The following is a 26592-nucleotide window of genomic DNA, read 5'->3' on the forward strand; positions in this document are numbered from 1 at the left end:
GCAAGTGGTGAACCCGAAGGGTAAAAGGTAAAAGGTAAAGGGCATAAAGAGTGTTTAATTTTTTCTTTTGGTGGTTTTTGTCCTCTGCAACCCTGCTTTTTTACCTTTCCTCATGAGCTAATACTTTACTTTTTCCAGGGTTCATTAAACCATAGGGATCAACTAGTTCTTTAAACTTTAATTGTTCAGGATCAATCACTTTTCTACCGCCATCTTCAATAATATAAGTGTGGGGATTAGCAATAAAAACTCCTTGGTCTTCGTGGTAGCGAATAATTTCATTGAGACGGGCTTCTGTGGTGTAGCGTACTAATTGTAAAGCGGCGGGAACTACTGCACCATTCATCCGAATAAATTCTAAGTGCATCATCACTTCATCACCAAAATGATGATATAGATGCTCTACTAATTGCAGCCCTTTTTCTGGAGGAATGATACTTTGCAAATATGTAATGTTGGAATCGACATTACGGGCGTGTAGGGTGGTGTGATTCCAGGTAAATTCAGCTAAATTTAAACCTTTACCTGCTTCTTGGGCAGGTTTTTGGTAAGTAATTTGTCCACCATATTGTTGTACTAAACCTGGTAATAATTCCAAGCTGGGTTCTGCTACAAGTAGAAAAGCAGGATGAGTACCTTCAGGGATGTATGATTGCAGGGGATGGAAGTATTGGGGGATGGGTGATGCAAAGATAGTAATTAACTTCTTCATTATACCATCAGCCTGGGCTAGACTTTGCCCAAACTTAGCGGCTGTCATGAAATCTGCAAAGGTGACAATTACCTCAGCCCAAGGATAAGCAGCCCCCAAGGGGATTTCGACTTCTGTAATAATGCCGTTAATACCCCAAGCATGATTGACCTTTTGGACATCATCGCCACGCAACTCAATCACACGGGGTGCATCTTCTACAGTAACAACTTTTAATGCTAATAGATTACCGCGATCGCCTAATAATCCATACTGAATTGAACCTATACCCCCACTTCCCCCAGCCACAAAGCCAGCAATTGTCGCTGTACGGTAGGTAGAGGGAGACATCCGCATTTCCCAACCAATTTCTCGTGCTTTCTTATCTAAAGCCGCTAATTTCACCCCAGCCTCTACCCGTGCTACCCCTGGTTTCACCCACAGGATATTTTGCATTTTGGTCATGTCTAAAATCACACCACCATGCAGAGGTACACATTGCCCATAATTCCCTGTTCCCGCACCTCTAACGGTAATGGGGATACGGTATTTCGCACAGGCGGCTGCTACTTTAATTACTTCCTCCTCATTGGCGGGACGAACCACAATATCCCCCACTTTCCCCGCTAGTTGGGGAACTAAGACTGGGCTAAAGGTGTGATAGTCTTGGGATAATTTAGCGACTTGCTGGGCATCGGTAATAGTTTCAATGTTGTCGAGAGTATTTAAAAAACTATCAATTACCATTATTTTTATATCCTTTTTTTCATACAGATGTACGCAAAGACACGGGTAGTCTTTGCGTTTTAATCACGGTTAATACTACTGTCATGCCACCTACTTAATATAAAGTCAGATAAGGCACTCAAGGCAGCGAAAATTAAAATACCTAAGCCTGTGGTGAGTAGTAGGGCAGCAAACATCCGAGGTATTTGCAGATTGTAGCTAGAAATTAAAATCCGGTAGGCGATACCAGACTTTGCACCACCAGTTCCAGCCACAAATTCAGCCACAACCGCCCCAATTAACGCTAAACCACCGCTAATTTTCAACCCACCGAGAAAATAAGGCATAGCACTGGGTAGGCGCAGATAAATCAGGGTTTGCCATCGGGAGGCGTTGTAAAGTTGAAAGAGATTGAGTAAATTGGGGTCTACACTTTTTAAACCCAGAGTCGTGTTAGAAACTATCGGGAAAAAGGCGACTATCCAAGCACAAACAACAAGGGCGGCAAAGGTATTATTTTTAAACCACAGAATAATTAAGGGAGCGATCGCCACAATCGGTGTTGTCTGTAAAATGACAGCATAGGGAAATAAACTGCGCTCAATCCATTTACTTTGAGTAAATAAAATCGCCGTTAATAACCCAGAAATTGCCGCCGCCATAAAAGCCGTTACCGTAATTTGCAGCGTAATTAATAATGAGGGAAATAGTTCACCCCAATCGGTAATTAATGTTTGGAAAACTAAAAAAGGACTAGGTAAAATATAAGGCGGTAATTGTGTCACCCGCACCAATAAATCCCATAAAATTAGAGCGACAACACCGACTAATATGGGGGCAAAAATCTCCGCCAGGTTAGATTTAGAATATTTCTGTCTTGACCCAGAACTACGAAAAAATAACATATTTGGAATAATTAGCCTGTATTGGCGGTTCAAAATCCTACCATATCACCAAATCTCATCGCTGCTGCTAAATGCTCTGATACTGTCCGACAATATTCGTTATACACCGATGAAGTGCGAAAATCTTCACCACGGGGAAAGGGGACATTAATGTCTATATCTGCTACTATCCTTCCTGGACTTGTCCCCATGACTAACACCCGATTTGATAAATACACCGCTTCATAAATATTGTGGGTGACAAACACCACTGTCCAGCGATGTTGTAACCACAAATCAACTAAATCACTGTTGAGTTTACTCCTGGTGATTTCATCTAAAGCCCCAAAAGGTTCATCCATTAATAAAATATTCGGCTGAGTTACCAACGCCCTCGCAATGGAAACACGCATTTTCATTCCCCCTGATAACTCACGGGGATAATTATGGGCAAACTTTTCTAACCCCACTACCTTTAAAGCTTGGGCTACCAACCCTTGGGAATGCTGGCTGGACATTCCCCCCAATTTTAATGGTAGTTGGACATTATCCTTCACCGTTGCCCAAGGCATGAGGGCTGCATCTTGAAACACAAATGCGAGTTTGCGTTGTGCTGTGTCTATTCCCCAGTCAATAGTTCCTGAACTGACGCTTCCTAGTCCAGCTATCAACCGCAACACCGTACTCTTCCCACAGCCAGAAGCCCCTACTAAACTGACAAATTGCGATTCTGGAATCACTAAATTCAGGTCTTTGAGGGCAACTGTACCATTGCGATAGACCTTACTTACCTGATGAAGTTGAATGACAGGATAGTGTTTCATTAAGACTTGTAGTGGTCTACTCCCTTATTCACAAATTGTAAAGTAAACGCCTCTTGGTAGTTAATACTGTTATCAAAAACCCCTGTTTTGACTAAATTGTCATAGAAAGATTGCCAGCGTTCTTGAGTCATAGCACCAATACCCAGTTGTTGAGCATCTCCGCCGGTGACGATGCCATTTTCTTTTAACTTCTCCAGGGTAAAGCTAATTTGCTCATCAGACATACTGGGATTATCTTTTTTAATCAAGTTATTCCCTGGAACTGGATCTTCTAGATAGCTATACCAACCTTTAATAGAAGCATCAACAAACCTCTGCACTAAATCGGGATTAACCTCTACGAGTTTTTTAGTGGTTTCAATAGTGAAGCTATAGGCGTTGTAACCATAATCTGCTAGAAGCAGAACTGTCGGATCAAATCCCCCTTTTTTCTTAATCTCGAAAGGTTCGGCTGTTAGCAAACCTTGCTGAATAATATTTTTATCTTGTAAAAAGGGTTGCACATCAAAATTGTAAGGGCGTTTTTGGTCGTCGGTAAAACCATACTTGGCTTTTAAAAATGGCCAGTATGTCGCTTCCCCCCCAGAACCCACAAGAATTGGTTTCCCTTTGAGTTTTTCTAAGGAGTCGTTACCCGTACCAGGATGAGCAATTAATACTTGGGGGTCTTTTTGGAAAATCGAAGCGATGGTAATCATCGGAACACCGTCTCTCAATGCTCCCAGAGCATCGCCACTATGTCCCATAATCAAATCAACAGACCCACCCATCAATAATAATGTGTAATTACCTCTAGGCCCACCTGGTTTAATGGTGACATCTAAACCATGATCCCGATAAATACCGGTGGCGACAGCCTGGTAAAAACCACCATACTCAGCCTCTGCTACCCAGTGCAGACTAAAGGTCACTTTGTCTAGTTGTCCGGTATTTCTCGGACGGAATGTGGTATTTACGGAGGGACTTTTGCCACCATTTGTACAGGCTGCCAGGATACCACTACCGGTGGCTATGGAACTATATTTAAGAAATTTGCGGCGATTTATCTTAGATATACCATGTAATAATTTATCAGCTTGACTCATCTTATGCCTCTCATGTTGGCAAAATTAAAGTATTTAAAGATACTCAATACTATTGAAAGATGATAGTATAAGATATTCATAAATTCCCAAGCTGAATCGCCATAGTGGGCTAAGATGGTAGTTAATTTACAGGAAATATTATCATCTAATCATCTGGAAATAATATAAAAAATTCTTTTATAAAAACGATGATTCTCTGTATTAATCCCCAATGCCCAAACCCTCAAAATAATAACCATGCTTTATTTTGTCAAAGTTGTGGTTCAGAATTGTTGCTGGAAGGTCGCTATCAGGTAACTGGTTTTTTAGGTGGTGGCGGTTTTGGTAAGACTTATGAAGTGGTAGAACGCAATGGCGCAAAAAAGGTGCTGAAGATATTGTTAAATACTCACCCTAAAGCCATATCACTCTTTCAAAAAGAAGGACAAGTATTAAGTCAGTTAGATTGTCCAGGTATACCCAAGGGGGATAAATATTTCACTTTTTTACCAAACAATGCTCAAGAAAGTTTAAATTGTCTGGTAATGGAGAAAATTGAAGGGCTAAATCTTGAGCAGTATATGTATCAACGCCAAAGTCGGCCTATCAATCAAGACTTAGCTTTGGAATGGTTACAGCAGTTATTTAATATTCTGCATGAAGTCCACGGACAAAACTTTTTTCATCGGGATATTAAGCCATCTAATATTATGCTCAGGGCAGATGGTCAGTTAGTATTAATTGACTTTGGTGCAGCGAGAGAAGTTACCCAAACCTACGTAATTAAACAAGCCGCAGGTCAGGTTACGGGGATTAATTCTCCAGGGTTTACGCCGCCAGAACAACTCAATGGTCAAGCTGTCGTTACATCGGATTTTTTTGCGATAGGGAGAACTTTTGTTTATTTACTCACTGGTAAATTTCCCAATGACCAAGATATTTATGACCCCAATAAAGATGAAATAAACTGGCGTAATTATGCCACAGATGTTTCCCCTGGTTTGGCAACTTTAATTGATGAATTAATGCGGCGATCGCCTGGCCAACGTCCACAGAATACAGGTGTAATTCTCCGCCGTTTGGCAGACATTGAACGGGAAATTAAACGACAAAGTAAACGCAATTCTGGACAAAATTTCTTCAAACCATCGCTCCTGAATAACAGAAATAGCGGCGGTTTGTGGAGTGGGCAAAATTTGCCAAACCTACCACTAAAAACCATCAGCTTAATTGTTGTCTTGGGATTAATTTTACCAGGAATACTTTATTTTTGGCGAGAGGATTTATTATCTTTAGTAGGGGCGAATCCTGCCGAATCATGGGCGAAAAAAATTGCTTTAGCGGAAACTCTAACTGGTCACTCGGAAGCTATTGCTTCCGTAGCTATCACCCCAGATGGACAAACTATAGCAAGCGGTAGCCATGACAAAACTATTAAATTATGGAATGCTCAAACAGGGACATTAATTCGCACGATCTATGGACATTCACTACCTGTTTTGTCATTAGCAATTAGTGAAGATGGACAAGATTTAGCAAGTGGTAGTTTGGATGAAACTATTAAGCAGTGGAATTTGAGTAGTGGTCAACAAATTCGTAGTTTTAAATCAAATGGTTATGTGGCATGGAATAATGCCATGAGCATTAGTCAAGACCAACAGGTTCTCGCTACTGGTAGTACGGATAAAACTGTGCGGTTGTGGAATGCAACCAATGGTCAAAGAATACGCACACTCTACGGGCATACACTACCAGTATTATCAGTGGCTTTGAGTTCCGATGGACAAACTCTAGCAAGTGGTAGTACAGATAGAACTATTCGGTTATGGAATGTGACAACCGGCCAACAACTGCAAAACCTCACAGGACATACAAGTTGGGTGACATCTTTAGCAATTAGTCCTGATAACAAAGTTCTGGTTAGTGGTAGTCTGGATAAAACAATTAAAGTGTGGAAACTGAATAACGGGGAATTGGTGCGTACCCTTACAGGACATTCCTACTCTGTATTATCCCTAGCCATCAGTCCCGATGCTCAGGTGTTAGCTAGTGGTGGTTTAGATGGAGAGATTCGCTTTTGGAATTTAGACACAGGGAAACTCATACACACCATTTCCGCTCACGATAAGCAAGTAGTCTCCCTGAGTTTTAGTAAAGATGGTAAAACCTTAGTCAGTGGTAGTGCAGATAATACCGTAAAAGTTTGGCGATCGCCCTAACCTTTTTGATAGTATTCCACACCTTTATTGATAAATTGTAAGGTAAAACCATCTTGATATTTGAGATTCGGCTGATACAAACCTACACTCACCATACTCTCAAATAGCGATCGCCATTTTTCCTCAGTCATCGAACCAATACCCTGTTGTTGGGCTGTTCCTGAAATAATCACTCCGTATTCTTGCAGTTTTTGTAGACCGTAGGCAAGTTGTGCGTCGGTCATTTCAGGATTATCTTTTTGAATTAGTTGATTTCCTGGTTGGGGATTTTTTAGATAGCTGTACCATCCCTTAATCGAAGCATCAACGAATCTCTGCACTAAATCTGGCTTGTTTTTGACTATTTCTTTTGTCGTTTCAATAGTCGTGGTGTAGTTGGGATAACCATAATCTGCAAGTAAAAATACTTGTGGTGTGAACCCGCCTTGCTTTTCAATCGCAAAGGGTTCAGAGGTAATATAACCTTGCTGTGCAGAAGTTTTATCTGTTAAGAAAGGCGCAGGGTTAAAGTTGTAGGGGCGTTTCTGGTCATCAGTAAAACCAAACTTAGCTTTTAATAATGGCCAGAAAGTCACATTTGCACCCGCAGAGATGTATATGGGTCTACCTTTGAGATCAGCTAAGGTGTTGACCCCTGTATTGGGATGTACAATAATACACTGCGGGTCTTTTTGAAAGATAGCGGCGACGCTAATTGTCGGTATTGCTTGGGCGACTGCATTAAAAGCGTCAATACCGTTCCCCATGAAGAAATCTACCACACCACCCGTCAACAGTTGCGCGCCACTGGGTACTTGTGGCCCACCCATTTTAATAGTGACATCTAAGCCGTGTTGCTTGTAGATACCTGTGGCGATCGCTTGATAAAATCCCCCGTGTTCGGCTTGGGCTAACCAATTAGTCCCGAAGGTGACTTTATCTAACCCAGAACTAGAGGTAGATGCTTGGTTTTGCTTGGTACAAGCAGAGATAACACTGCTACCAACAAAAATTGCACCATACTGAAGGAATCGACGGCGACTTAGATAAGGAATAGCGGCTGACGTGGGTGAAAACCAGTTCATACAAAGATAGAATGTCTCCTGATGATTGCGGAGAAACACTACTTACGTGTTTTCCTCTAAGCTGTTTAGCTAAGTCTCAGTGTACATTCTAAAATTAGTTTTTGATTCACCAAAGAATAGGGTTGAATTTCCAAAGCGCGTTTAAAAGATTTGATAGCTTTGCTGTATTGTCCTAGTGCGGCGTAACACAAACCCATTCCATGCAACGCGCCAAAATGTACAGAGTTGATTTGAATCACCATCTGACAGTCAGCTAGGGATTTACGATAATCGCCGATACTGTAGTAGAGGAAAGCGCGACGATTCCAAGCCTCAGCAAAATCAGGCTGTTCTTTGATGAGTTCTGTAAGAGTTGTTTCTGCTTGCGTAATTTCCCCAGCATCTAGCAATTTTTGACTTTGATCGATTTTTTCCAAGCCGTAAACCCCCTTTTGCTGGAACCAAATCCGCCAGAGTTTCTTTGTTGCTTGATCCCGGACTAGAGCATCAGGATTTTTCAAATCTTCAAGTAGAGAGCTGATTGATAAAGAATCCATGAATTTGAGATTAGCGATATTCAGTAATTTTCTCCTTGTACTCAAGGTATCAACTTTCGTTTCAATTTGCTTCGTTGATTTTTAAATTCCTGGTAAAAATTATCTCAGTAATATTATTGATTCAGCAATTAATTGCTTTTTATTGTATTAAGTAACACTACTAATCTGTACTTAAGTATATAAACTTATCCGCAATTCTTGATGAACATACAAGAATTTTAAAAATGCCAACGAACTACCGAATTTCATGTAAAGACTTAGTAAATAATAGTTCACACAAAAATTACAAATCAGTTGGAGTGCTGAGTGCTGAGTAAGGAGTAAGGGGTAATGAGTAATGAGTAATGAGTAATGAGTAATAAGTAATAAGTAATGAGTAATGAGTAATGAGTAATGAGTAATGAGTAATGAGTGTTGTTAGCGGTAGTGTGGCGTTTAGCCGATTTTGAAATGAGAAGTAAATTCTACCTTGTCTACCTTGTCTACCTTGTCCCCGTTGTCTACCTTGTCTACCGTTTTGGTGTGTCAGGAATACCTAAACTTTGGGGAGGTTTGGACTTACCTGCTAATCCGAGTAGTGCGAATAAAGCGATCGCATACGGTAACATAACTAAAAATTGATAGGGAATATTCGCCCCCAAGGCTTGGATACGTAACTGCAAAGCTTCCGTCGCCCCAAATAATAAACAAGCCAAGGTACTACCAATAGGATGCCATCTGCCAAAAATTAAAGCAGCGATCGCAATAAATCCTTTACCTGCACTCATCCCTTCTGTAAAGAACCTAATCTGCACTAAAGCTAGATAAGCCCCACCCAAACTAGCAAGAATACCACTCAGCATCACCGCTAAATACCGCACTTTCTTAACCGACACCCCAGCCGTAGCCGCCGCTTGGGGATATTCCCCGACAGCCCGTAAAGTCAGCCCGAAGCTAGTGTGAAATAAAATATATAGACTTGCGACAACCAAAGCCAACAATAAATAGACGAAGATATCTTGCTGGAACAATACCCCCAATATAGGTAGATTAGCTAAACCAGGAATAATAATTGGCTCAATTCCTGGTAATCGTTGTGTACTAGCACCATGAAACACCAATCTCGCCAAAAAAGCAGTCAACCCCGCCGCCACCAAATTAATCGCCAATCCCGAAACCAACTGATTAACGTATAAACTCACACATAAAAAAGCGTGCAGTAATCCCACCAAAGCCCCAGCTATCAAAGCAGCCAACATACCAAGCCAAGGATTATTAGTGTAAAAAGTAGCTACCGCACCAGTAAAAGCCCCAGTCAAAAGCATCCCCTCCAAGGCAATATTCAGAACTCCCGAACGTTCAGAATACATTCCCCCAAGGGCAGCAAACGCCAAAGGGACAGCTAAACGTAAACTGGCAATGAGGTAGTCATTAGTCATTAGTCATTAGTCATTAGTCATTAGTCAGCACCCATCACTCTATTCTCCCCCTGCCCCCTGCCCCCTGCCCCTCTGCCTCCTCTCGCCCTCCACAGCAAGACTAATGGCAATAAATAATACAGTCAAACCCTGGATGGCGTAAACTACGGTGACGGGAACGCCTGCGCTGCGTTGCATGACGTTGGCACCACTACGCAAAGCTGCGAAAAATAGGGAAGTTAAAATTACACCGCCGATACTACCACGACTTAAAAAAGCGATCGCAATGGCATCAAATCCATAACCAGGGGAAACTTGTTCAAATAAACGATACTTTGACCCCATCACTTCTGATGCACCAGCTAAACCTGCTAATCCTCCCGCTACAGCCATCACTAGCATGATGGTGCGTTCTACGGAAATGTGGGCGTAACGGGCTGCTGTGGGGTTAAATCCGACGGCGGTGATTTGGTATCCTAGAGGCGATCGCACTAATAAAACCCACAATATCCCCGCTACGATGACGGCTAAAATAATCCCGGCATGGGCTAAACTCTGGGGTAAGATAATCGGCAATTGAGCAGATTTGGCAATCAATGGGGAATAAGGACTAGGTGCAGCAGGTGCTTTTAAGGGGTTTTGTACTAAGTAACTCACCAAATTGATGGCGATGTAATTTAATAGCAGCGTCGTAATCACTTCATTCACTCCCCTAATGGCTTTGAGATAACCAGGAATTGCGCCCCAAATTGCCCCAAAGAGAAATCCGGCACACAAAGCTAGAGGAATGTGAATCAATGCTGGGATTCCTTGTACATATAACCCTACTAAAGTGCTACCCAACGCACCCAAATAAATTTGCCCTTCCCCGCCAATATTAAATTGACCAGCCTTAAGAGCAACTAACACCCCTAAACTAGTCAAGAGTAGGGGTGTCATTTTAGTGAGAGTATTACCAAATCCGAAATAGTTAAAACAGGATTCTTGTAATAAAGCTGTGTATGCCGTGATGGGATTTGCCCCAGCCAATAGTATGAGAATAGCACCGACCATCAAAGCAGAGGCGATCGCTATGAGGGGAGATAATATTGGTTTTAGGTATTTTTCATTCATTACCACCCCTATCAGCTATCCGTTATCAGGTCTATTGTGTGGATTTATAGCACACCAACATTCGCACTATTCCCAATGCCCAATGCCCAATGCCCAATGCCCAATGCCCAATGCCCAATGCCCAATGCCCAATGCCCAATGCCCAATGCCCAATGCCCAATGCCCAATGCCCAATGCCCAATGCCCAATGCCCAATGCCCAATGCCCAATGCCCAATGCCCATTAAAGACGACTAACAGCTTCAGCAATTAACTGAGAGACAAAGGGTAAAATGGCGCGATTGGTGGCTTGTTCTTTGCCTTCAGTAAACACTACTAATAGATATGGGCGTTGGTCTAATAACTCAATGTAGGCGGCATCATGACGCACTTGACTTGTCCAGCCGGCTTTTGACCAGATTTGACTATTGGGGGGAAGTCCACCACCCAGGAAACCTGTTACTTGGTCTTCCTCAACATCTTTGGGTAAATCATCGGGGTTAATGCTGCGTTGAAGTAAAGCCATCATATTTTGCGATCGCTCACTAGAAACCGCCACGCCTCCTACAATACTATGTAAAAGACGAGCGATCGCATTTGTCGTTAACATATTACGATTTTCAAACATCTCCCCATAAAAAGCCCTTTCTCGTCCGTAAGGGCCATCACCCCAAGTTTTTTGACAAACATTAATACTTGTCATCTCCTCCCATCCCAAAGACTGGAAGTAGCGATTGACAAAATTACGTTGCTGTTTCCAACTTTCAAAGGGGCCTGGGGATAACTCCGGGCCTGATGTCGTCCCTGTCAAAATATCGACAATCAAACTGGTAGCATCATTGCTAGAATCAACAATCATATCGCGCAAAGCCCGATCCAATTCCTTGGATGGCTGAGTCATCCCTTTTTCTAGCCATTCGTTAGCTGCTACCAAATAAAACAGTTTAACCACACTCGCCGGATAAATTCGTTCTGCACCACGATAATTAAAACCACGTACAGGATGATGCCAAAAAGCATCGGGAGTTAACGCCCCACCAGTATTAACTGGCACAGGCGGATCATAAACAATCCAAGTCAACGCTATTTGATTACGGGCTAAAGAAGGAAATTTAGACCAAGTAGCCTCTAAAACGCTATTACCCAGATTTTCTAGTTGTTCATCTTTGCTAAAAAAAACCATTGCAGAATGCTCTCTAATATAGAATCTCAAATCCTCAACTTGACCGCAAAAGAGTGTGAATGTCTAGCCGATTTAAACTTATATGATTCTCCCGAATGCACCCGCCTTGCAACTCAAGCAGCAGCAGGGCGACATTTACAGGTAACATCAAATCAGCAAGGTACAGCAGTTGAGGTGTATTTATGTGAGGACGACTATCCAGGGTGGGTATCTTTTAGTGATGTTAGTTTATTACAACCTGCTACTGTACTTTATCAGGCTCAGTCACTTTCCGAAGCTGAAATTCAACAACTGCTACCAGAAGTGATTGCCTTTACCCATAAAGCCATGCAGCCGCCTAATTATTATCTCTGGGGTGGCACAGTGGGGCCAAATTATGATTGTTCAGGACTAATGCAATCTGCTTTTGCTTCCGTAGGAATTCGGTTGCCGAGAGATGCTTATCAACAAGAAGCTTTCACCCAACCTATAACTATAGCCGAACTCATACCAGGAGACTTAGTATTTTTCGGCACACCCACCAAAGCCACCCATGTCGGCTTGTATTTAGGTGATGGTCATTACATCCATAGTTCCGGCAAAGAACAAGGACGCAACGGCATAGGGATTGACATCCTCTCGGAACAGGGAGATGTGGTTAGTAAGTCATACTATCAGCAGTTGCGAGGGGCTGGCCGGGTTGTGAGAAGTTATGAGAGTAAGGCTGTTGACTGTTGACTAATGACTAATGACTAATGACTAATGACTAATGACTAATAACTAATTGCTTATGAGGAGTGGGTTGATTCCAGATAGATTAAGTGAGGATGATGGTTTAATTTCCGCCATTGTCCCCGATGTATCGGTAGTAGTGCCGGTGCGGGATGAGGTGGAGAGTTTGCCTTTGTTATTGGAGGCGATCGCATCTACTCTTACCGCTAGTCAGTTAAGCTATGAAATCATCTGTGTCGATGATGGTTCAAGTGATGGTTCAGCAGAATTTCTCAAGGAACAGGCACAAATCCGCCCTGATTTAAAGGCGGTGATTCTGCGGCGAAATTATGGACAAACGGCGGCGATGGCGGCGGGATTTAAATATGCTATCGGTAAAGCGATCGTCACTTTAGATGCTGATTTGCAAAATGACCCAGTCGATATTCCTATGTTATTAGCCAAGCTAGAGGAAGGCTATGATTTAGTCAGTGGTTGGCGGCAAAATCGCCAAGACGGGGCTTTAAATCGGCTTTTACCTTCTAAAATTGCTAATTGGCTAATTCGTCGCACTACTAGCGTCTATATCCATGATTATGGCTGTTCCCTCAAAGCCTATCGTGCAGAACTAGTGGCAGATATGAATCTCTACGGTGAACTCCACCGCTTTTTACCTGCACTAGCTTACATCGAAGGGGCAAGAATTACAGAACTACCTGTGCGCCACCACGCCCGGCGTTTTGGTCAAAGCAAATATGGCATATCGCGGACTTTTCGCGTGTTAATGGATTTGCTCACCATTTTGTTTATGAAAAAGTTCCTCACCCGTCCCATGCACGTTTTTGGCTTGTTGGGGCTAGTTTCGATGATTTTAGGAACAGGGTTAGGGATTTACTTAACAGTTATCAAGTTAGCTTTTGGTGAAATTATCGGTAATCGTCCCTTGTTGATTTTGGCGGTACTACTACTAGTTACAGGAGTACAACTATTTTGCTTTGGACTGTTGGCAGAGTTAGTCATGCGGACTTACCACGAATCTCAAGGCAAACCAATATATCGTGTGCGGGAAGTAGTGGCAAAAAAAGTTAACTGACGTAACAATTATGATGATTTCCGCGATCGCTAGTTTCTCTTTCCGAGTCTTCACAGGTAAAGCTAGCGATCGCTTCAGTGAATAATAGGGAATCGGGAATAGGGAATCGGGAGGAGACAAGGGGGACAAGGGGGACAAGGTAGAATTTTTTGCCCAATGCCCAATGCCCTATTCCCCATACCTACAAACCAAAAAGGCAAAAGCCAGTTATCAAAAACCCACTTTTGCCTTTTTACTTTTTCCTTCTTAAACGGGCGAGGAGGGATTCGAACCCCCGACACCGTGGTCCGTAGCCACGTGCTCTAGTCCACTGAGCTACACGCCCTTACAAGAAATATATAGTAACACTTCTTTTGAGAATAATGCAAGACACTTTTCCAAAAAATTCTGCAAACCTCACTCACCTTGATAATCAAGGACAAGCACAGATGGTAGACGTGTCCGCGAAAGCCTCTACTGTCAGGGAAGCTGTAGCTGCTGCCCAAGTGCGGATGCTGCCAGAAACTTTAGCAGCGATTCAAGCAGGAAACACTCCTAAAGGCGATGTTTTAGCCACGGCGCGGATAGCTGGAATTATGGCGGCTAAACAGACTTCTAATTTGATTCCCCTATGTCACCCCTTACCACTGCAAAAAGTCACCGTCGAAATTACCGCCGATTCTGAACTACCTGGTTATCAAATTCAGGCGACAGTCAAAACTAAAGCCGAAACCGGTGTAGAAATGGAAGCTTTAACGGCTGTTTCCGTAGCGGCGTTGACTTTATACGACATGGCAAAAGCCCTAGAAAAGTCGATGCAAATTGAAGCGATTCGCCTAGTTACTAAAACAGGTGGTAAATCAGGAGATTATTTTGGGGCATAGGGCATAAAAGAGGAAATGGTGCAGGGTGCAGGGGGCATGGGGGAGAAAAATTTCCCCTTTTCTCCCTGCCCACCTGCCTACATTTGCGATACATCATCTCGCTCTAGGCGAACTTCAACCTCACGCTCCACATACTCCCACTCCTTGCTGGCGCGCATCCGCAGCAGTAACTCGTCAAAAGCTTTGGTATGCTCCGGCGCGAATTCAAACCAGGTGAGAAAGTCAAAGGGTTCTCCGAGATCCCGACAGTGAAGCAGCCGACGTGCGACTCCTGGAAGATATTCCAAACCAACAGCTGTATGATGAGATTCTTCCTCAAAAATTGCTCGTCGCTCATCTTGTGCCATTTCCCACCAATGGAGAGATTTTTTAATTGGAATCAGCACGGCAGAAAAGGCTTCCGAACGATTTAGCGCAGGCTGCACCGCCCGAAGAGTAGAAACTTCATCACGCTTAGAGTAGCGAATATTACTGACGAAACTTTGCAGAACCCATGAACTATCTAATGGCAATTCTGCAACAATATCATTCACCACATTTACTCTTTCAACAAGGTCTAAACTTAGTCCAAAAACGCCTCGCACATCTGTTACTCGCCAGATGCCTTGCTTACCACCAACAAATGAGTATCTGTTGTTCATCATACCTCTTAACCTTTTAGATTCCTTGTCTTCTTCCGGGTAAAGAATTACTTGCTAAACTAAAACACCAAAATGAATTTTGGCTGAGAAATTCGGTCAAATACAATGGGTTTTGGTTGAGGAATTCGGTCTAAGCAGCTACGCAGCTTGTATAATACGAGATCAAGTCAATAAGTTAGTATGATTAGAAATACAGGTAACTCTGTTTATTAAATTTGGCTGCGTAACAGCTTAGGATGATGTAATTACGCTCAAATTTACACACTCATCTTGATATTGAGTGTTTCTAAAACTCTATGCAAGCCAATTTTACGATTTACTTAATACCGCTACGAGGTCATCTTTTTTCATCTTACTAATACCAGCAATACCCCGCTTTTTAGCAATCGCTTTTAGTTCAGCCGTTGACATTGTTTTGAGGATACTAGTCTCATGGGTTGTATCGGGCATTGGTTGAGGAGTTAGATAAAAAACTTGATTTAAGGCATCTAGTTTTTTACCTTTAGTAATGCCACATTTTAGATTCACAATTGGCTCTAATGTTTTCCAGTATTGACGGGGAGCTTCATCAATACGATTAGTAGCGATCGCAGGTTTCACTCCTGTGAGGACACTACCTGGTTGTTTCACTAAATATTCCAATGCTGACATAATTTCGTCTCTAGATGCCTTAGACAGATTGATTTTTGGCATCTCTTCCCCTGCAAGTATTTTCGTAACTTCGACTGTTTCATCACTACCATCACTGATAATGCACCAAACGCGTTCTAAACCAGCCGCTTCTGCAATAGCGTAAATGAATGAGTTAGCAATTACTTGATACTTATCTTTACCAGTTTCTTTGACAATAACTGGAATCCAATTTCGTCCGCCTTTTTGATTGAGTAAATGGGCTGAAGCTTTGATTAAAAAATCAGGTGCTTTAGTTCCTTCGCCTGGGTCAATTTCATCTAAATACAAAAGCATTAAATTGCCGATATTGCTGAGGCTATTCATTGTAAAAAATACTCCTTGGCTAAATTTTTGTAATATTCATGAGCAGATATATCTCGATAAACAGCAGGGATACGCGAGAAAGCTGAACCAGCTATGTTAGCGTAGCTTGGAACTTCATGAATATGCAGGTCTTTTTTTGCCTTAGTATACTTAGGATAGAAGTAAGGTAGTAAATTAAATCCCTCTTGTTTAGCATCTTTAAGGATATTATTAATTTCTTGTTGAGCAACTTTCAACTGAGGATCTGTTATCTTTTCTCCATTAAAAAAGATTGGTAATGGAATGGGACTACCATCAAGTTTTTTGGATTGTACTTCAGGGATAAACTTTTTCATTGCCATTGCTGCATTCTCTAAAGAAAAAAGATTGTTATGCTTGGTGGGAATGAGAACAACATCGGCGGCATAAACAGCTAATTGACTAAAAATTCGCCAGTTTGGTGGTGAATCGATCAAAATATAGTCATATTCTTGCTGTGCTGGTTCTAGCTTGCGATAAAGAGTATGACTTTGTAGATGACTAAGCAACTGATGTTCAGGTGTATCCGTTAGTTTTTGATCAGCAGGAATAACATCAAACCTCAGTTCTCTGTGTAGTTTTTTAAGAGGAAATTTATAAGGATATAGAGTAGTTAGCAAATCTATATTCCTTTCTGTAAGAGCCTCAAATACACTTCCTTGACTGAGTGGAATCCCTAAAGAACTAGTTAAATCTTGTTGATTTGGGTCAAAGTCTACTGCTAAAACTTTCTTCCCTAAAAAAGTTAAAATAGCTGCTAAGTTAACTGTAGTGGTGGTTTTTCCCACTCCACCTTTATTGTTATAAACAGCAATAGTTAACGCTTTATTAGTATTTTCAATTTTTTGTCGAATTTCAGCAGCAACATTATCAATGTTGTTAGCATCAATTGAAATACACTTTGTTGCAGGAAAAATTACTTTCCCATGCTTGCGGAACAGTTGAATATGACAGGAATTAGTAATAATTCCCCATTGTACTGTTGTGCAGTTAGGCGCAAGAAGATAACGCTTTATTTGCTCAACTGTTACTTGATACTGTGCAGCATCTTGAGATAAATTAATATCTCTACCTTTCAACTCCAGCAAAAGGTATGGATTTGATTTAGTGTGTAAAAAAGCATCGTCCCCAATAGTTTTTCTTGCGGCTTTATCAACAGATCCATTACCCGTGCTGTATTGTGGATGAATCTCTTCAGTTTGAAACCCTAACGAATTTAACAGATGAGACGCAAAAAGATGGTCTACAACGGGTTCTTGTGCGTTGTCAGGAAGACTTTGTAATGCAGCCTGAAGACTAGTAATTGTTCTGCTCATAGCGTGGGTAACTTCCAGCAATGTCTAAGTCTAGAGTTCCCATTTGAGAAGAAATATTAACTATAAGAATCCAATTTAATTTCTGAAAAATCTTAAGTATATGTAGTATATGTAGGGTGTGTTAGGCGTAAGCCGTAACGCACCGAAGACCTGTACTCTCGCTGCTAACACAAAGTTAATATTGGGGGAGGAACATCCACACTGCAATTTGCCTACGCTATGTATCTGTTCAAAAATCTCGTGGAAATCCTATAAATGTGGTACTTTTAGTTTGTAGTGAGGACTTCAGTCCTCATCTAAGGACTAAAGTCCTTACTACAAACCTCTAATCTAATTTGCTATTACCTGATTCTGAAAGTCTTGATTTTGACGTTCTAATTGATGGGCTTTTTTGACAATCTTATGAAATGAGCGGTTAGTTTTTTCCCATTGTCTAAAATATTTATGTGGGTCACATAAATGTGTTCCTGGTAGCTTGTGTCCCATTTCTTTTAACACTAAACCCAGAGGAATATTAATTTCATCTTGTAGTTTTAGATAACGTGCAAAAAGTGGCCCATAAGCAGAAATAATTGAACCTACCCCACCCCGTGGTTGTTCCCAGCCGAGAAAATATAATCCTTTGTAATCATCTAAAAATGAACCTTCATAGCATTTCACCACTGAACCTTCTACGCGTTGAAGTTCTGGGGGAAGGAAGGGGTAGGAAACATAGTAGCCAGTTCCACAAACGATGAGGTCAAATGCTTCGCGAGTACCATCAACAAACTCGACTTCATCGCCATCTAAAAAACTCACTCCTGGTTTAGCGGTAATTCGACCGTGTTTGATGTAATAGGGAACTTCACTATTTAATGTGGGATGTTTCTCAAAAATTCGGTGTTTGGGTTCGGGTAAACCATAATCTTCATGTTTGCCGAAGGTGAGACGGATGAGTAAATGAGTCATCAGTCTTTGATACCATAACGGTGATGAGCCTTTGGCACGGTCTGCAACGGGAACACCTGCAAAGGTTTTGGGAATAAACCAGACTGATTCCCGCATACTTAAAACCGACTTAGCAGCGACACGCGCCGCTTCTGCTGCGACATCACAAGCGGAGTTACCGCCACCAATGACTAAAACTCGTTTACCTTGCAATTGATTAGGGTGTTTGTAATCTTTGGTGTGGATAATTTCCCCGTTGAATTCTCCTTTAAATTGGGGAAAGCGTTTACACCAGTGATGACCATTGCACATTAAAACACCTTTATACAGGCGTTTTTCTCCATTATCAAAGGTGACTTCCCAGAGGTTATTTTCTACTGGTCGCACGTAGTTGACTTGACGATTTAATTCTATGTTGCGCCGTAGGTCAAAATGATCAGCAAAAGAGTTTAAGTAATCCCGCATATTTTGTGCGCTGGGGAAGTCGGGATAACTATTCGGCATGGGGAAATGAGTAAATTGGGTAATCTTGCGGGAAGATATGATATGTGCAGTTTCATACACACCGTGATACCAATTACCACCGATATCATCACTAGCATCCACTTGATCATAGGATATATTGGCTGCTTGCAGTGCTTGAGCCATACCCAATCCCACAAATCCTGCGCCAATAATGAGATGTTTGTCTTGAGTAGCGACTAGGTTTTGAGTTGTATCTAATTTACTTACTGTCACCACTTTTTAACCTCCTACCAAACCCAGCATTTACCCAATCGAGTAGCTGAGGGAAATATCTTTTCAGCAGATGCACAGTTTTAGCCGTTTTATCTGGAAATACGTGCAGTTGATTACGAATAATGCCTTGAATTGTGGCACGCATCACATCGGCGGGGTCTGTCACCAAATCTTCTGGAAATCCCTGAAATTGTTTGGCGAGAGTGCCGTAACGTTCTGACTCCAGAATGGGGGTACGACTAAAGAAAGGATAAACTGCTGTCACTTTCACATTGTAGTCTTTGACTTCTTGGTATAGTCCTTCACTAAATCCACGCAAGCCAAATTTGCTGGCTGCATAATGAGCCATCCCAGCAAATGCTGACCAACCAGCTAAGGAGGACATATTGACGATGTGGCCTTGGCGGCGAGTAATCATGTCAGCAGCAAATAAGGAACTTAAGCGCATGGGAGAGAGGAGATTTACCTGCATGAGACGTTCCCATTTTTCGCTCGGTACTTCATCCATACGACCGAATAAGCCAATGCCAGCATTATTAATTAAAATCTCAACAGGGATGTCTAAGGCTTTGACTTGATGATAAAGGGTTTCACACCCGGCGGATGTAGATAAATCAGCCGCAAGACAAGCTAACACTTCACCGGTTTTGACTTGTTGTTGAATTTCTGCAACGCGCTGACGCAAGACAGTTTCATCTATGTCTGTCAGAATTAGTCGGCTACCGGCTGCTAACAATTGTTTAGTTAGTTCCTGTCCAAATCCACCGGATGCACCAGTGATGAGAATAACTGTCTGGGATAGTTGGGTCATTTAACAATTCAAAATTTGGGCATTGGGAATTGGGCATTGGGCATTGGGCATTGGGTATGGGATTTTTCTTTCCCTATACCCCTACACCCCTACACCCCTAAACCCCTAAACCCCTTGAGAGTCTGATTAAATCTTAGGGGATTGGAGGGCGGTTAATAGTAGAAGTGACCACGGGATTTTAATGTCTGGGATGAGTGAAGGGTTTTTTCTGAGGTTGGGTATTGCAGCCGGAATGAGGAAGCGTAGGGAACGGAGGGAGGCGGGTAAGTTGCCTTCTTGATCGACTATGCCGTATTTTTGGGCTAATTCGGCGACAATCTGCACTTTGCCGGTGCGGCGCATCAGGTTCGGTTCTGTGGCTAATTTGGCGATGACTCTTCCTGTTAATAGGGGGGTTTCCCAATTGAATCGCTCACTGAGGACTGAGTTGCTGGGATTAATATTATCTTGTTGTGCTAGTTCGGTGGCGAGGGTGGAAAAGAGTTCTGTCCCGACGATTCCCGGCCAAATGGAAACGGCTGTGATGTTGTATGGTTTGAGTTCTACCGCCATATCAGATGCTAGGCGATCGCAGCCTGATTTACCAGCACCATAAGCTGCACCAAAGATATAAGAAAGACCACCCCAAGAGGAAATATTACAGATTAATCCCTGTCCTTGCTTTGCCATCATCCGGGCAGCAAACACGCTGGCTATATAATGACTACGCAAACCGACGTTATTACAAGCATCCCACAAAGACGGTTCACATTCCCAAAATGGTTGACCTTGTGCGTCGGTTAATGCTGGTACTCCGGCATATACATTATTTACTAGTAAGTCGAGCTTTCCTGCTTGCTCATCTTGGATACGTTCAAACAGTAACCGCACCTGTTCATCGTCGCTGTGGTCTACCTGTACAGGAATACACACACCGCCAGCTTGTTCTACAGCTACTTGTGTCTCTAATAAACTACCTGCAACCTCATCATTGGAGTTTGGGTTTAACCTGCGTCCTGTAATATACACAGTCGCTCCCGCTTCTCCTAGTCCAATGGCAATTCCTTTGCCTAGACCTCTGGTTGCACCTGTGACTAACGCCACTTTCCCCTCAAGATGTTTCATGATGATTGTTGGTTGGTAATTAGTAAATGGTCATTAGTCAATGGTCATTAGTCAATAGTCATTAGTCATTAGTCATTAGAGAACAGGGAACGGTTTTTCTCACTTGCTACCTTGTCCCCAGTCCCCAGTCCCCAATCCCCAATCAATCCCCAAAAAACGAATCAGTAGCCTTTTAGACTAGACATTTTGCCCCCTATCCAGTAACCTAGTGCAGAGGTTATTGGCTAGGCGATCGCCAAAATCATACAATTTAATTAACAGTGTTTTTACTTGCAGCCTTTCAGCCTGGGGAACATTTGCATTATTCTCGGTAGGCTCATTAGGCTAAAATTATTGTCTGTGAAGAACTTCAGAGAGGTGATTGTAGCGTCAACTTAATTTACTATTATCCTATCATTGATTAGGCTTCTTGTAGCAGAAAAAATAATTAAAAATGACTTTCATGCTCAAGTTTATGCTCAAGAAAATTACTTGGTTGATTTATTTAGTTAGCAGTCAATTTTTGCCTAATATCTAATTCTCAATATCATATTTAAACCCATTTCACAGAAAATATCAAATTGCTATTTAATGTAATATTAAGATGCTGTTAACTAAATTTTAACAATGAACAATGGTAGGGATAGATATTCTAAATAGGGTCAGACAAGTTTTTGAATAACAACTGTTATATTATGCTAAATTATCAAGGTTTCAACATCATCACAAACTTATATTTGCAATCACTATAAGGACATTGGTAAATGCCTAGACAAATTGTTCATGCCAAAAAGAATACGCAAGTTTTAACAGCTAATTCAGCCCCCGGTACTGGTAAGGTGAGAAAAAAATTAGCATTTTTGTGGCGGCAATTGCTGGAATCAGTACCGTTTTTATTAGCTTGTATTGTATTTTTAAGCGTGATCAGTTTAAAAAGTCCTCTGTTGCTGTTTTGTTTGCTATTTGGTAGTTTAATCACCATAGTGATACAACAAATTGGACAGCAGTCACATTTGCCGAAACGATGGTTAATTGTCTGCCAAATTTTAGCATTGGCTTTGATTATGAGCCTGTTTTGGTTAGATTATTTTGCTGCACCGGCTCAGGCACAATTTTTCAGACGAGCCGAAGATTTTTTCAAAAATACTTTAACTCAGGGAACAGCAAATAATAATGGTCAAGCAGCAGTCAGTTTAATATTCAATATTCTCAGAGGCATTTACTTACTATACATAGCGATTTCTTTGGTTGGTGTGATTAATGCAGTCCGCAAAGATGAAGATTGGCAAAGTGTAGCGAGAACTCCTCTTTTAGTGGTGGTAGCTGTCACAGTAGCAGATGTTCTCACAGGCTTTGTGATTGGCGATAGTAGTAATAAATAATTAGTTAATTATGTCTGAGGAAAAACAGCAAGAGTTTCGTCCAGTTAATCAAATTCTCGGTTCTCAACCATCATTGGGGCCAATTCCTGCTGATCAAATATTTCCTTGGACAGTCATTGTTTTGGCTGCTTATTTCATCGTCAATGGAGTTTTTGGAGGTTTATTTACAGATGACTTTCAAAGATGGTTATGGACTGCACTCATTGCAGGTTGGGGAATAGCAACCTGGTGGATTTTAAGTGGTGGTAGGAGTTGGCGGTTTTTAAGTAAATTTATCGGAGTTCCCACTTGGACAAGAGGCTTTGCTCGTTATCAAAGCTTGTTGGAAGTTAACCATGAAGCAAAAAATCGGAAAACAAAGCGTCGGTATCGGCGGACAAGAAAGTAGATTAACGCCTTTTGAAGACGCACTGCATTTATCGACCATGCTGCGAATTTTATTAGATGGGCGAGATGTTGGTGCGTACATTTTAACTAAGGGAACTCAAAAAGATAGATTTTGCTTTGTTTTTGGTTTTGAGTGTCGTGGTATTCATACCACTTTAAGAAACGAACAAATGGATACGATTTTTAATAACATTGAATCGGGGCTGAAAGATATTCCTGAAGGTGAAAGGATGACTCTGCACATGGGTTCTTTTAGTTCCGATGGGGAACGACAAAAGGAGCTTGCAGATTTAATCAAAACCACTCAATCACGGGATATAAAATATCTATTAATGGCGGAGAGAGCCAGAATTAAAGAACTGACGAATGCGGGATTACGTAAGCCCAAATTCTTGAGAATTTATGTAACTTATACAATTGAACCCAACGCCAGTCATGCCAATGACTGGATTGAAAAACTGTTAGGACAAGCGGAAGGTTGGTGGTTAAAATTTAAGGGTGATATTGCAGAAGTTGAAAATCAACGGATAGAAACTGTGATCATCCGAGCTTATCAACAAGGCTTTTGTCGTTGGGAACAGTTATTATCTAATAAGATGGGTTTAGATATCAAACCCCTGAATGCAGATGAACTCTGGGAAAATATTTGGAGAAGATTTAATTATACTCCAGCTATCCCTATTCCCCAGTTAGTTCACTTAGATGAAAATGGACTGCATGAGCAAGTTTATTCAGATTTACCCAGCACCAAATTACTAATTGAAAATATCCACAGTACAACCATGTTAATGGAAACTGCTGTACCTTGTGCCGATCGCAGATGGGTAAACGTAAAGAATAATTACATTGGTGCGTTGACTTTCCTAGAAAAACCAGGTGGCTGGCCGAATAAATTTGCTCAGTTGCGTTACTTATGGGAACTCCTAGCGCGGGAAACAATAGTTGATACAGAAATAGTCTGTGAACTGACACCAGCTAACCCCGCTTTAGTCAAAACCACCTTACAAAGAGTGCTGAAACAGTCCAACATGACAGCACTGATGGCGCAAGAAAAAAGTAGAACTATTGATGTTAATGCTCAATTAAAGTTAAAAAAATCCGTCGCAGCTCAAGAACAATTATATGAAGGGGCGATTCCCATTTATACGGGGTTAGCCATTTTCGTGCATCGTCCTACTGTAGAAAAATTAGATGAAGCCACAAGATATATTGAAAACTGTTTCCAACGTCCAGCACAAGTAGTTAGAGAAATAGAATATGCCTGGAAAATTTGGTTACAGTCATTACCTATAGTTTGGGAAGGATTATTAGTTAAACCCTTTAACCGTCGTCAGTTATATTTAACTAGTGAAGTCCCAGGGTTAATGCCTTTAGTTTTAACCAAAGCAGGCGATAAAAAAGGCTTTGAATTAATTGCGGAAGAAGGCGGTACACCCATACATTTAGATTTATTTAACCAGCACAAGAATTTAGCCTTATTTGCTACCACCCGTGCAGGTAAATCAGTCTTAGTTTCGGGAATTTTAACCCAAGCTTTAGCCTATAATATCCCCGTAGTCGCCTTAGACTTTCCTAAACCTGATGGCACATCTACCTTTACCGACTATGCCCAGTTTATGGAAGGGAACGGAGCCTATTTTGATATTTCTAAACAGTCGAATAACTTATTTGAACAACCAGACTTGCGATCGCTAGATCCAGAACAACAGCGCGATCGCCTACTCGATTATACCGCCTTTTTGGAATCAGCCTTAATGACAATGGTCTTAGGCTCATCCAGTGAAAATCAACTCCTCGCCCAAACCGTTCGTTCCCTCCTCAACTTAGCCTTAAGTGCATTCTTTGCTGATATCGGTATCCAAGAACGCTATCGCATGGCTATAGAAGGCGGCTTTGGTTCTCCAGCTTGGCAAAAAACCCCCACACTCCAAGACTTTCTGCATTTTTGTTCCCCCGAACATCTTAGACTCGATTCTGTCAGTGGTAGAGTTGAAGACGCACTCAGCCAAATTCACCTCCGCTTAAGATTTTGGCTTTCCAGCCGTGTCGGACAAGCCATCTCTGCACCATCTAGCTTTCCCACCGACGCGCAATTATTGGTATTTGCACTGCGGAACCTCTCCGATAACGAAGATGCGGCGGTGTTGTCCTTAAGTGCATATTCTGGCCGCCTTGCGTCGCGCCTTAAGTAGTCCCGCTTCTATCTTCTTTATCGATGAAGCCCCAATTTTATTTGAATTTGACCAAATTTCGGATTTAGTCGGCAGAATGTGCGCCAACGGTGCTAAAGCTGGTATTAGAGTCATCTTATCAGCCCAAGACCCCGATACCATCGCTAAATCTAGAGCCGCATCTAAGATTTTACAAAACCTGACTACCCGATTAATTGGACGCATTCAACCCGTAGCCATAGATAGTTTCATCAACATCTTAAAATATCCCCGTGAAATTATCGGACGCAACGCCACCGAAAGCTTTTTTCCCCGCAAAGAAGGAGTTTATAGCCAATGGTTACTAGATGATAACGGTATCCATACTTCTGCCGTTATTATCCAGGCTATGAACAATTAGCAGTCGTCGCCAACAACCCCCACGAACAAACCGCACGCCAACAAGCAATGCAAATTTATGAAAATAAATATGAAGCAATTTCCACATTTGCCCGGCAATTAGTTGCTGCATTACGCGGTAGTTAACAGTGTCAATTCCAAATTCAAAATTAAGTTATGTGACTGGGGTGATATACATATGGAAAAAACTACTTTATTAACTCTGACATTCTCAGCCCTCTTAATTTTGCCAGCAATGGCGCAATTAGGTAAGGTTTGGACAGACTTTCAATATTACTCTACAGACTTTCAAAACTATCTGAGAAATAACCTCAATGACAGCTTAGATAATAACTCTCAAAATGCTCTTAGCAATGCTCGTGGAGATTTAAATTTACCCAATCCCATAGATGCAGGCAAACAAGCCCGCCAAGGTATTTTATTTTTTAACACTATCCCCGATAAATTTGAAAACAATCAGGCAGTATATTCTAACTCAGTTACTAACGAAATTAACCGAGTCATCACCCGTAGTTCCGTAGTTGGTGTTTTAGGTAGAGATGCCCAAATCAGAACAAAAAATAAACTAGAAAACACAGAACAAACAATAGAAAATATTACCAATATTAGTAGTGAATCTGATGGTATACTCGGTAAACTCTTGGGAGCTATACCCACTGATAACCCTGCCAATATTGCCTCTAGAGAACAATCTAATTTACAGTATCAAAGCATTAGAATCCAAAGCGAACAATCAAAACTCATCGCCGAGACCTTAGCGCAAAACCTGCAAACCAATCAATTTATCCAATACTCCAATTTAAACCTAGCCAACATATCCCAACAAATGGAAGAATCAAATCGAGCGCGACGAATAGATTCAGCCACAGAAGCCGCCAGACTCTTACGCACCACCTCCCAAATCGATTTATTCGGGACAAAACCCGATAACTAAAGCTATGAATAACTTTGTGCCTTTGCGCCTTGGCGCGAAACAAATCCTAGCTGAAATTGGTATCACCGACACCCTCAATAATGGTGTCACCACTGCACGCCGCCTAGCAGAAAGCTGGGATAATCAATGGCTAGACTTACTGCAAAATAATACCAGTAACAATTTATATGGCGCATTAACTAACTTAGGTATTTTCTTCGCCGTCGGCACACTTTTATTTTTCATGATTCAATGGCTCAAAGATGTCATTCATAGTGAATATTCGCGCCCGATATCTGCATTAGTTTGGCCTTTTATCGTCGTAGTTCTACTCAGTAATGCTGGGAATGGTAGTATGCTTTCAAGTTTGACCTTGGGTGTACGTAACTTTATTAACACAGTCAATCAACAAGTCATCACCACAGCCAATGGGAATCTAGTTTATCAACAAGCATTAAATATGAGTGTAGCTGAAGAAGTCGCCG

The 26592-nt window shown here is 41.7% G+C and carries 24 protein-coding genes, 1 tRNA gene and 2 pseudogenes; 10 read left to right on the plus strand and 17 right to left on the minus strand.

What is annotated here, in order from left to right; genetic code table 11:
* Nucleotides 1–100: 100 nt before the first annotated feature.
* The 4 genes from CV014_RS07665 to CV014_RS07680 are packed head-to-tail and all read right to left on the minus strand — an operon-like array spanning nt 101 to nt 4210.
* Entirely contained in the window at nt 101–1438 is a 1338-nt protein-coding gene (locus CV014_RS07665; protein WP_236141490.1) for an FAD-binding oxidoreductase, read from the minus strand.
* Between the two features lie 59 nt (nt 1439–1497).
* A complete protein-coding gene (locus CV014_RS07670) occupies nt 1498–2322 on the minus strand; it encodes an ABC transporter permease (RefSeq protein WP_236141491.1) in 825 nt (274 codons plus the stop codon).
* A 29-nt stretch (nt 2323–2351) separates the two neighbouring features.
* Entirely contained in the window at nt 2352–3125 is a 774-nt protein-coding gene (locus CV014_RS07675) for an ABC transporter ATP-binding protein (RefSeq protein ID WP_236141492.1), read from the minus strand.
* Nucleotides 3125–4210 carry an ABC transporter substrate-binding protein gene (locus tag CV014_RS07680; protein WP_236141493.1) on the minus strand — a complete coding sequence of 362 codons (1086 nt, stop codon included), beginning with the start codon at nt 4208–4210 and terminating at the stop codon, nt 3125–3127. The genes CV014_RS07675 and CV014_RS07680 overlap by 1 nt, the downstream gene beginning before the upstream one ends.
* Nucleotides 4211–4398: 188 nt before the next feature.
* Between CV014_RS07680 and CV014_RS07685 the strand changes: the two genes are divergently transcribed.
* The gene (locus CV014_RS07685) at nt 4399–6408 is read left to right on the plus strand and encodes a serine/threonine-protein kinase (protein ID WP_236141494.1); all 2010 of its coding nucleotides are present in this window, start codon (nt 4399–4401) and stop codon (nt 6406–6408) included.
* Here the strand turns inward: CV014_RS07685 and CV014_RS07690 are convergent.
* The 4 genes from CV014_RS07690 to CV014_RS07705 form a co-directional block, all read right to left on the minus strand.
* Nucleotides 6405–7472: an ABC transporter substrate-binding protein gene (locus CV014_RS07690; protein ID WP_236141495.1), complete on the minus strand. Its 1068-nt coding sequence runs from the start codon at nt 7470–7472 to the stop codon at nt 6405–6407. The genes CV014_RS07685 and CV014_RS07690 overlap by 4 nt on opposite strands.
* 65 nt (nt 7473–7537) lie before the next feature.
* Nucleotides 7538–8008, minus strand: a complete 471-nt coding sequence (locus CV014_RS07695) for a tetratricopeptide repeat protein (RefSeq protein WP_236141496.1) — start codon at nt 8006–8008, stop codon at nt 7538–7540.
* Between the two features lie 509 nt (nt 8009–8517).
* On the minus strand, nt 8518–9426 hold the full coding sequence (locus CV014_RS07700) for an ABC transporter permease (RefSeq protein WP_236141497.1): 909 nt from the start codon (nt 9424–9426) through the stop codon (nt 8518–8520).
* 39 nt (nt 9427–9465) lie between these two features.
* Entirely contained in the window at nt 9466–10518 is a 1053-nt protein-coding gene (locus CV014_RS07705) for an ABC transporter permease (RefSeq protein WP_236141498.1), read from the minus strand.
* 36 nt (nt 10519–10554) lie between these two features.
* Here CV014_RS07705 and CV014_RS07710 point away from each other — a divergent pair, with 36 nt between their 5' ends.
* Nucleotides 10555–10770 carry a hypothetical protein gene (locus tag CV014_RS07710; RefSeq protein WP_236141499.1) on the plus strand — a complete coding sequence of 72 codons (216 nt, stop codon included), beginning with the start codon at nt 10555–10557 and terminating at the stop codon, nt 10768–10770.
* Here CV014_RS07710 and CV014_RS07715 read toward each other — a convergent pair.
* Entirely contained in the window at nt 10741–11679 is a 939-nt protein-coding gene (locus CV014_RS07715) for a serine hydrolase (protein WP_236141500.1), read from the minus strand. The two genes, CV014_RS07710 and CV014_RS07715, sit on opposite strands and share 30 nt — an antisense overlap.
* A 6-nt stretch (nt 11680–11685) precedes the next feature.
* On the opposite strand from CV014_RS07715, the gene CV014_RS07720 reads away from it, so the two are divergent.
* Together CV014_RS07720 and CV014_RS07725 are read left to right on the plus strand one after the other, a co-directional pair.
* On the plus strand, nt 11686–12396 hold the full coding sequence (locus CV014_RS07720) for a C40 family peptidase (RefSeq protein ID WP_236141501.1): 711 nt from the start codon (nt 11686–11688) through the stop codon (nt 12394–12396).
* Nucleotides 12397–12448: 52 nt separating this feature from the next.
* Nucleotides 12449–13462 (plus strand): glycosyltransferase family 2 protein, encoded by a 1014-nt coding sequence (locus CV014_RS07725; RefSeq protein ID WP_236141502.1) that lies wholly within the window; start codon nt 12449–12451, stop codon nt 13460–13462.
* On the opposite strand, the gene CV014_RS07730 is transcribed toward CV014_RS07725, so the two are convergent.
* Both CV014_RS07730 and CV014_RS07735 read right to left on the minus strand, forming a co-directional pair.
* Entirely contained in the window at nt 13455–13619 is a 165-nt protein-coding gene (locus CV014_RS07730; RefSeq protein ID WP_236141503.1) for a hypothetical protein, read from the minus strand. The genes CV014_RS07725 and CV014_RS07730 overlap by 8 nt on opposite strands.
* A 94-nt stretch (nt 13620–13713) precedes the next feature.
* Nucleotides 13714–13787: transfer RNA gene (locus tag CV014_RS07735), tRNA-Arg, on the minus strand.
* Nucleotides 13788–13824: 37 nt separating this feature from the next.
* Here CV014_RS07735 and moaC point away from each other — a divergent pair.
* The gene (gene moaC / locus CV014_RS07740; protein WP_236141504.1) at nt 13825–14325 is read left to right on the plus strand and encodes a cyclic pyranopterin monophosphate synthase MoaC; all 501 of its coding nucleotides are present in this window, start codon (nt 13825–13827) and stop codon (nt 14323–14325) included.
* A gap of 77 nt (nt 14326–14402) precedes the next feature.
* Here the strand turns inward: moaC and CV014_RS07745 are convergent, their stop codons facing one another.
* The 6 genes from CV014_RS07745 to CV014_RS07770 form a co-directional block, all read right to left on the minus strand.
* Nucleotides 14403–14969 (minus strand): chlorite dismutase family protein, encoded by a 567-nt coding sequence (locus CV014_RS07745; protein WP_236141505.1) that lies wholly within the window; start codon nt 14967–14969, stop codon nt 14403–14405.
* Nucleotides 14970–15275: 306 nt separating this feature from the next.
* Nucleotides 15276–15962: a Rho termination factor N-terminal domain-containing protein gene (locus tag CV014_RS07750; protein ID WP_236141506.1), complete on the minus strand. Its 687-nt coding sequence runs from the start codon at nt 15960–15962 to the stop codon at nt 15276–15278.
* Nucleotides 15959–17296, minus strand: coding sequence for a ParA family protein (locus CV014_RS07755; RefSeq protein WP_236141507.1), 1338 nt, complete (start codon nt 17294–17296; stop codon nt 15959–15961). The genes CV014_RS07750 and CV014_RS07755 overlap by 4 nt, the downstream gene beginning before the upstream one ends.
* 330 nt (nt 17297–17626) lie before the next feature.
* Complete coding sequence (locus tag CV014_RS07760; RefSeq protein ID WP_236141508.1) at nt 17627–18964, minus strand: flavin-containing monooxygenase; 1338 nt, start codon at nt 18962–18964, stop codon at nt 17627–17629.
* Nucleotides 18948–19772 carry an SDR family NAD(P)-dependent oxidoreductase gene (locus CV014_RS07765; RefSeq protein ID WP_236141509.1) on the minus strand — a complete coding sequence of 275 codons (825 nt, stop codon included), beginning with the start codon at nt 19770–19772 and terminating at the stop codon, nt 18948–18950. The genes CV014_RS07760 and CV014_RS07765 overlap by 17 nt, the downstream gene beginning before the upstream one ends.
* A gap of 126 nt (nt 19773–19898) precedes the next feature.
* A complete protein-coding gene (locus CV014_RS07770) occupies nt 19899–20876 on the minus strand; it encodes an SDR family NAD(P)-dependent oxidoreductase (RefSeq protein ID WP_236141510.1) in 978 nt (325 codons plus the stop codon).
* Between the two features lie 743 nt (nt 20877–21619).
* Here CV014_RS07770 and CV014_RS07775 point away from each other — a divergent pair.
* The 5 genes and pseudogenes from CV014_RS07775 to CV014_RS07795 all read left to right on the plus strand — a co-directional run.
* A complete protein-coding gene (locus CV014_RS07775; RefSeq protein ID WP_236141511.1) occupies nt 21620–22237 on the plus strand; it encodes a hypothetical protein in 618 nt (205 codons plus the stop codon).
* Between the two features lie 10 nt (nt 22238–22247).
* A complete protein-coding gene (locus CV014_RS07780) occupies nt 22248–22625 on the plus strand; it encodes a hypothetical protein (protein WP_236141512.1) in 378 nt (125 codons plus the stop codon).
* Nucleotides 22573–25320 (plus strand): annotated as a pseudogene (locus CV014_RS07785) (hypothetical protein). The gene CV014_RS07780 and the pseudogene CV014_RS07785 overlap by 53 nt, the downstream one beginning before the upstream one ends.
* Nucleotides 25321–25372: 52 nt before the next feature.
* Nucleotides 25373–26128 carry a hypothetical protein gene (locus CV014_RS07790; protein ID WP_236141513.1) on the plus strand — a complete coding sequence of 252 codons (756 nt, stop codon included), beginning with the start codon at nt 25373–25375 and terminating at the stop codon, nt 26126–26128.
* Between the two features lie 4 nt (nt 26129–26132).
* Nucleotides 26133–26592: pseudogene (locus CV014_RS07795) on the plus strand (hypothetical protein); the annotation flags it as partial.

The sequence above is a fragment of the Nostoc sp. CMAA1605 genome, assembly GCF_021596505.1.
In the GTDB taxonomy this organism is placed as follows: Bacteria; Cyanobacteriota; Cyanobacteriia; order Cyanobacteriales; family Nostocaceae; genus Trichormus.

What these genes read in the sequence shown, in the direction of transcription:
- CV014_RS07665 (WP_236141490.1), bottom strand. Translation starts at nt 1,438, where the DNA reads ATGGTAATTGATAGTTTTTTAAATACTCTCGACAACATTGAAACTATT.
- CV014_RS07670 (WP_236141491.1), bottom strand. Translation starts at nt 2,322, where the DNA reads ATGTTATTTTTTCGTAGTTCTGGGTCAAGACAGAAATATTCTAAATCT.
- CV014_RS07675 (WP_236141492.1), bottom strand. Translation starts at nt 3,125, where the DNA reads ATGAAACACTATCCTGTCATTCAACTTCATCAGGTAAGTAAGGTCTAT.
- CV014_RS07680 (WP_236141493.1), bottom strand. Translation starts at nt 4,210, where the DNA reads ATGAGTCAAGCTGATAAATTATTACATGGTATATCTAAGATAAATCGC.
- CV014_RS07685 (WP_236141494.1), top strand. Translation starts at nt 4,399, where the DNA reads ATGATTCTCTGTATTAATCCCCAATGCCCAAACCCTCAAAATAATAAC.
- CV014_RS07690 (WP_236141495.1), bottom strand. Translation starts at nt 7,472, where the DNA reads ATGAACTGGTTTTCACCCACGTCAGCCGCTATTCCTTATCTAAGTCGC.
- CV014_RS07695 (WP_236141496.1), bottom strand. Translation starts at nt 8,008, where the DNA reads ATGGATTCTTTATCAATCAGCTCTCTACTTGAAGATTTGAAAAATCCT.
- CV014_RS07700 (WP_236141497.1), bottom strand. Translation starts at nt 9,426, where the DNA reads ATGACTAATGACTACCTCATTGCCAGTTTACGTTTAGCTGTCCCTTTG.
- CV014_RS07705 (WP_236141498.1), bottom strand. Translation starts at nt 10,518, where the DNA reads ATGAATGAAAAATACCTAAAACCAATATTATCTCCCCTCATAGCGATC.
- CV014_RS07715 (WP_236141500.1), bottom strand. Translation starts at nt 11,679, where the DNA reads ATGGTTTTTTTTAGCAAAGATGAACAACTAGAAAATCTGGGTAATAGC.
- CV014_RS07720 (WP_236141501.1), top strand. Translation starts at nt 11,686, where the DNA reads ATGCTCTCTAATATAGAATCTCAAATCCTCAACTTGACCGCAAAAGAG.
- CV014_RS07725 (WP_236141502.1), top strand. Translation starts at nt 12,449, where the DNA reads ATGAGGAGTGGGTTGATTCCAGATAGATTAAGTGAGGATGATGGTTTA.
- moaC (WP_236141504.1), top strand. Translation starts at nt 13,825, where the DNA reads ATGCAAGACACTTTTCCAAAAAATTCTGCAAACCTCACTCACCTTGAT.
- CV014_RS07745 (WP_236141505.1), bottom strand. Translation starts at nt 14,969, where the DNA reads ATGATGAACAACAGATACTCATTTGTTGGTGGTAAGCAAGGCATCTGG.
- CV014_RS07750 (WP_236141506.1), bottom strand. Translation starts at nt 15,962, where the DNA reads ATGAATAGCCTCAGCAATATCGGCAATTTAATGCTTTTGTATTTAGAT.
- CV014_RS07755 (WP_236141507.1), bottom strand. Translation starts at nt 17,296, where the DNA reads ATGAGCAGAACAATTACTAGTCTTCAGGCTGCATTACAAAGTCTTCCT.
- CV014_RS07765 (WP_236141509.1), bottom strand. Translation starts at nt 19,772, where the DNA reads ATGACCCAACTATCCCAGACAGTTATTCTCATCACTGGTGCATCCGGT.
- CV014_RS07770 (WP_236141510.1), bottom strand. Translation starts at nt 20,876, where the DNA reads ATGAAACATCTTGAGGGGAAAGTGGCGTTAGTCACAGGTGCAACCAGA.
- CV014_RS07775 (WP_236141511.1), top strand. Translation starts at nt 21,620, where the DNA reads ATGCCTAGACAAATTGTTCATGCCAAAAAGAATACGCAAGTTTTAACA.
- CV014_RS07780 (WP_236141512.1), top strand. Translation starts at nt 22,248, where the DNA reads ATGTCTGAGGAAAAACAGCAAGAGTTTCGTCCAGTTAATCAAATTCTC.
- CV014_RS07790 (WP_236141513.1), top strand. Translation starts at nt 25,373, where the DNA reads ATGGAAAAAACTACTTTATTAACTCTGACATTCTCAGCCCTCTTAATT.